This is a genomic window from Euzebyales bacterium (assembly GCA_036374135.1).
GTDB lineage: Bacteria > Actinomycetota > Nitriliruptoria > Euzebyales > JAHELV01 > JAHELV01.
Genome location: DASUUK010000075.1, coordinates 83,967 through 90,000, shown reverse-complemented (window position 1 = coordinate 90,000; position 6,034 = coordinate 83,967). Strand labels below are relative to the sequence as shown.

The following is a 6,034-nucleotide window of genomic DNA, read 5'->3' as shown; positions in this document are numbered from 1 at the left end:
TTCTTCCCACACGCGGCGTCGCTGCTTCAGGCTTTCGCCCATTGAGCAAGATTCCCCACTGCTGCCTCCCGTAGGAGTCTGGGCCGTGTCTCAGTCCCAGTGTGGCTGTTCGCGCTCTCACGCCAGCTACCCGTCGCCGCCTTGGTGAGCCGTTACCTCACCAACTAGCTGATAGGCCGCGAGGCCATCTCGGAGCGGCAGACCATTTGCTGGCAGTCCCATGCGGGACGGCCAGGTCATCCGGCATTAGCCACAGTTTCCCGTGGTTATTCCGGTCTCCGAGGTAGGTTCCTCACGTGTTACTCACCCGTTCGCCGGTCTCCCCAAGCAGCAAGCTGCTTGGTTCTCCCTCGACTTGCATGTGTTAGGCGCGCCGCCAGCGTTCGTCCTGAGCCAGGATCAAACTCTCCATTAGAGATCTGAACGTTGTCGGCTGACGCCGACTGCGCATCGATCTGTGGATGAAGAGTCGTTCCCGGTCCCAGAGAATGCTTGACTTAAGCAATCCGGAACCAGTTCAAACAACCGTCCTGTTTCATGGATGGCCCCACGCGGACGCGGTGCCACGGTCAATCCCTAGGACGGGGTGCATGTGCACTGGCTTTTGACACACTGTGCAGTTTTCAAGGAGCGGGTTCGCGCTCCGCCCGAGTTCCGAACCGATCGTATCGGCTGCGGCTGTCGGACTCGTTCGCGTGAGTCGTGTGACTCATGTTCCGAACGCGCGAAACTCGTCTGCCCCAGCGGGGAGGTCGGAGAGTCGGACGTCCAGGTGAGCAGCGGATGACCCGTGCTCGATCGCTCGGCAAACCTTAGCGGCCGATCTCTCGGCCTGCAACCTCCGGATCAGGCTCCGTAGATCTTCCGGCTGCCGGGCCCGGACGGGGATGCCGTCCGGACCAAACATCCTACCTCCGGTGGGGACCGACTGTCAACCGCTGGCGTGGACGCACACCGCTGCGGGCGCACGAGCCGCGGCGCGTCAGGCGCCGGCGGCGCCGCGGACACGCAGCCGGGCGAAGCGACGCTTGCCCACCTGCAGCACCGCGCCGTCGAGCAGGCTCGCGCCGTACTCGGCGGTCGGATCGGTGAGCACGTCACCGTCGAGCCGCACCGCGCCCTGGCCGACCATCCGGCGCGCTTCCGATCCGCTGGTCACCAGGCCCGCGGTCTGCAACAGTGACGGCAGGAACCAGCGGTCGCCGTCGAGGTCGACCGTCGGGATGTCATCGGGCACCGCACGCTCCCGGAACTGCACGTCGAAGCGCTCCTCGGCGGCGCGTGCCGCCGCGGGCGAGTGGTACAGCGTGACCAGCTCGCGTGCCAGCCGGCGCTTCGCATCACGCGGGTTCAGACTGCCGTCCGTCATGTGGGCGGCGATGTCGTCGACCTCGTCGGGCGGCACGTCCGTCGCGAGGCGCAGGTACTTGACGATGAACTCGTCGCGCAGGCGCATCGTCTTGCCGTACATGTCGTGAGGTTCGTCGGTCAGACCGATCGCGTTGCCCAGCGACTTCGACATCTTGGCCGATCCGTCGAGGCCCTCCATCAATGGCATCGTGAGCACGCACTGCGGCTCCTGCCCGGCGTTCTGCTGCAGCCCGCGGCCGGCCATCAGGTTGAACGTCTGGTCGGTCCCCCCGAGCTCGACGTCCGCGCGCACAGCGACCGAGTCCCGGCCCTGAAGCAACGGGTACAGGAACTCACTGATGGCGATCGGTGTCCGCGCCGCGTAGCGCTGCGCGAAGTCGGCCCGCTCGAGCATGCGCGCCACGGTCATCTGGCTGGTCAGAGCCAGCACGTCGGCCAGCGTCATGTCGGACAGCCAATCGGCATTGTCCGTGATCTCGAGCGGCTCGTCCCGGAGCACCAGCCGCATCTGCTCGAGGTACGTCTTGGCGTTGGCCGCCACCTCCTCGGCTGTCAGCCGGGGCCGCGTCGTCGACTTGCCGGACGGGTCGCCGACCTGTGCGGTGAAGCCGCCGATGATCAGGACAGCGGTGTGCCCGAACCGCTGGAACTCCGCCAGCTTGCGGAACACGACCGAGTGGCCGACATGCAGGTCCGTGCTCGTCGGATCGATGCCGAACTTCACGCGCAATGGGGGTCGCTCCCCCACCGCCGCGGCGCGGATCTTCCGCTCGAACTCGTCGTACGGCTGGATGTCGGCCGCACCGTGCGTCAGGACCCGCAGCTGCTCGTTCGCGTCGCTCATGATCGAGAGCGTATACGGGCGATGCCGGACGGTTCGTCCGCGCCACGTCGCACGCCGCACCGTCCTGCGGACGAGCCCGCGCGGCGCTCGACAGCTCCGCCGTCCGTCGGGTGGTCGGCCACGGTCAGCGGCCGCCGGACCCGAGGATCACCGTCGCGGCGCGCTCCGCACCCCGTTCGGCCCGCACGGCGGCACCGACCTCCGCGGCGCGCGTGCTGATCAACGGATCGGCGACCGCGGTCCGAACGGCCGCCGCCAGTCGCTCGACGGTCAGCTCGGCCCGCGGCACCGGCGCCGGCCCCGCGCCGAGGGCGTGGACACGGTCGCCCCACAGCGGCTGATCACCGAAGTGCGGGACCACCACCGTCGGCCGGCCGGCGCGCAGACCTGCCGCCGTCGTGCCCGAGCCACCGTGATGGACCACGGCCGCGGCGCGCGGGAGCAGCCAGTCATGGGGCACGTCCGCGCACACGAGCACGTCGTCGGTCAGGTCCCGCGCCGTGTGGCCGAACCCCGACCACCCCGCGACCAGCACGGCGCGGCGGCCGACGCGGCGCAGCGCGGCGAGCACCAGGCGCGTCGGCGCCGCTGGATCGCGACTCGTCATGCTCCCCATGCCGACGACGACCGGGGGCTCGCCGGCCGCGAGGAAGGCCTCGAGGTCGTCCGGTGGCGTCCATGCGTCCGTCGCGCCGAGGAACCACGCCCCGGTCGTCGTGACGTGCGATCCCCAGTCGGGCGGCGGGGGCAGGATCGTCGGGCTGAAGGCGTGCAGCAGCGGCTCGCCGCGTCGATCCACGTCCAGCCCGGGCGACCGCAGCCCCAGCGGCGGCGCGCCCAGCCGTGTGCCCCGCCAGCGGTTGATGCGACGGCGCAAGGGAAGCCAGAGGGCCTCCGCGAACGCCACGTGTGCGGCCCGGTGGTAGGCACGCGCCATGACGGCGGTCGGCGAGCGCCCCCACGGATCGGTGCCCGCGAACGGCTGCGGAAAGAGGATCGGCGGGAACGCCGCGGTCGGCGCGGTCGGCGCGAAGGCGACCTGCACGGCCGGCACGCCGCACGCGTCGGCGACGTGCCATGCGGGGAACGCCAGCGTCGCGTACACCACGACGTCCGCTCCGTCGCACGCGCCGATCATCGCGTCCGCGAGATCCTCCCCGAGCGGGTCGGCGAGCTCGCGCAGACCGCGGAGGAATGCGATCGGATCCCGGCCACCGGCGATCCAGCGCTGTCCCACCTCGGTGGCCAGCACGCCGACGGGATCCACCGGCAGCGGACGGAACGCGACGTCGTAGGCGCGGGCCAGCGGCGCGAACGCGGCGGGCGCCGCCAGCCACACGTCGACGCGGCGCACGAGCAGCGCGCGAGCGAGCGCGACGAACGGCTGGACGTCGCCCCGCGATCCGGTCGTGATCAGTGCGACCCGCACGTCATCCGTACGCGTCGACCGCGCCGGGCCGAGGCGCTTGCGGGCTGCGCCGATACGACGAGACCCAGCGCGAGTCGGGATCGTAGAACCGCCAAGGCACGTCCGCCGCCAAAGAGACGCCCACGCGAGGTCCCGCGACCGTGCGCGCCGGTCGGTCGCCGTCTTCGCGGAACTCCAGCGGACCCTCCGAGCACAGGTCGTGACCGCTCAAGGCCCCCGTGATCGCGAGCGCGGCGCACAGCTTGGCCGGACCGCGCAGCAGCTCGCGGTCAGCGGCACCCCCGCGTCGCGCCCGCATGTGGTCGATGCCGACCACCGGACGCGCGGCGCGCACCAGACACCCCTGCGCGACGCCGTCGGTTCCCGTGGACACGTTGAAGCACCAGTGGACGCCGTAGCTGCGGTAGACGTAGGCGTGGCCCGGCGGACCCCACAGCGGCGCGTTGCGCTCGGTCCGGCGCCGGTACGCGTGGCACGCCGGATCGTCCTGCGTGTAGGCCTCGACCTCCACGACCCGGACCCACAGGCCGGCGTCCGGCACGCCCAGCAGGACGCCCACCAGATCGGGCGCCACGACCGTCGCGTCACGGGCGAAGAAGGGCCGCCCGACGCGGGTCGCGGTCGCCGCGGGATCCGTGACGGTCATCCGCGCACGCCGTGCGCACGCTTGCGGGCCACGAACTCGCGCAGATCCTCGAGATCGCGGGCGTTGAGGACGTCCGACGCCCGGGCCCAGCCGCGCTGCGCCGTCGCGATGCCGAAGCGCAGGTTGTCCAGCTCGCCGGGGTGGTGCGCATCGCTCGAGATCGTCAGCGTCACGCCGGCGTCGACCGCCCGCCGGACATGCTCGTCGGCCAGATCCAGCCGGCGTGGCGAGGCGTTGACCTCCAGGGCGGTGCCGGTCTCCAGCGCCGCCTCGAGGATCCGATCGAAGTGCACGTCGAAGCCGGGTCGCCGGCCGATCTTGCGGCCGGTCAGATGGCCGATCGCGTGGACCGACGGATGGCGCATCGCCCGGATGACGCGCTCGGTCTGGGCGTCGGCATCCCTGTCCAGGCCGGTGTGCACGCTGGCGACGCAGAACTCGAACTGCGCGAGCACGTCATCGTCGTAGTCGAGCTCACCGTCCAGGCCGATGTTGAGCTCGGCGCCATCGAGCAGGGTCACGCCCACGCCATCGGCGAGCGCTGCGAGCGCGTGCCGCCGGTCGGCGAACTGCGCGGCGGTCAAGCCGTTGATCGCCAGCATCTCGGCGTGGTCGGTGACGGCCCAGTACTGCAGGTCCGCGGCGGCCGCGGCGGCGGCCATCTCGGCGATCGACGCCCGCCCGTCGCCCGACCAGTCGCTGTGGCCGTGCAGGTCACCGTGCAACCGGGTCACGACGTCGGGCAGCGAACCGTCGGCGGCGGCCGACACCTCACCGCGGTCTTCGCGCATCGTCGGCGGTATCCACGACAGTCCCAACGCGCCGTACACCTCGGCCTCGTCCGCGCCGGCCAGGCAGTCGTCTCCCTCGCGTGCGAACAGGCCGTACTCGCTGAGCGTCGTGCCACGGCGCAGCGCCCGCTCGCGGATGCGCACGTTGTGCGCCTTGGCCCCGGTGAAGTAGATCAGCGCCGCACCCCACGACCCCGGTGCGACGGCACGGACGTCGACCTGGAGATCCCGCGCCGTACGCAGCGTCAGCTTGGTCTCGCCCCGTGCCTCGACATCCCGCACCAGCGGGTCTGCGGCGACGGCCGCGAGCACCTCGACCGGTCTGGACGTCGCGACCAGAAGATCGATGTCGCGCACGGTGTCACGGCCGCGCCGGACGCTCCCGGCCAGCACCGCCTGCTCGACGTCCGGTACCGCCCGGGCTCGCGCCAGCAGTTCCTCCGCGACGCCGATGACGTCCGCCAGTGGCGTCCGCTCGGTGAGCGTCGCCTCGAGCCGGGCGAGACCGGCCCGCAGGTTGTCCTGCGTCCTGGCTCCGAGACCCTTGACGCCGCGCAGACGCCCGGACGCCAGCGCCTCGCGCAGCTCGTCGAGTGACGACACGCCGAGCACATCGTGCAGCGTGCGCGCGGTCTTCGGTCCCAACCCGGGCACGCGGACCAGCTCGACGATGCCCGGCGGGACCGACGCCCGCAGCTCGGCGAGCATGCCGATCTCGCCACGCTGCTGGAACTCGACGATCTTGGCGGCGGTCGAGTCGCCGATGCCGTCGATCGTGGCGAGCTCGGTGCGGTCGAGCGCGCCCAGATCGACCGGGGCCGACGCGACCGCGTCACGCGCGCGCTCGTACGCGCGCACCCGGAAGCGGTCCGCGCCCGACAGCTTCAGCAGCTCGGCGATCTCGGCGAACTGCCTGCCGAGCTCCTCGTTGGCCCAGGGCACGATGATCCGAT

4 protein-coding genes and 1 rRNA gene (1 of these 5 running past the window's edge) are annotated in these 6,034 nt (G+C 71.4%); all 5 read right to left on the bottom strand.

Features of this window, described 5'->3' with window-relative positions; all coding sequences use genetic code 11:
* Positions 1–415, bottom strand: a 16S ribosomal RNA gene (locus VFZ70_13845); its annotated part reaches 1,016 nt to the left of the window's first position; the annotation flags it as partial.
* 567 nt (positions 416–982) lie between these two features.
* On the bottom strand, positions 983–2,215 hold the full coding sequence (gene tyrS, locus VFZ70_13840; protein ID HEX6256883.1) for a tyrosine--tRNA ligase: 1,233 nt from the start codon (positions 2,213–2,215) through the stop codon (positions 983–985).
* 124 nt (positions 2,216–2,339) lie between these two features.
* Positions 2,340–3,644, bottom strand: a complete 1,305-nt coding sequence (locus VFZ70_13835; GenBank protein ID HEX6256882.1) for a glycosyltransferase — start codon at positions 3,642–3,644, stop codon at positions 2,340–2,342.
* 1 nt (position 3,645) lies between these two features.
* A complete protein-coding gene (locus tag VFZ70_13830; GenBank protein HEX6256881.1) occupies positions 3,646–4,290 on the bottom strand; it encodes a DNA-3-methyladenine glycosylase in 645 nt (214 codons plus the stop codon).
* On the bottom strand, positions 4,287–6,023 hold the full coding sequence (gene polX, locus VFZ70_13825; GenBank protein HEX6256880.1) for a DNA polymerase/3'-5' exonuclease PolX: 1,737 nt from the start codon (positions 6,021–6,023) through the stop codon (positions 4,287–4,289). The genes VFZ70_13830 and polX overlap by 4 nt, the downstream gene beginning before the upstream one ends.
* Positions 6,024–6,034 lie beyond the last annotated feature (11 nt).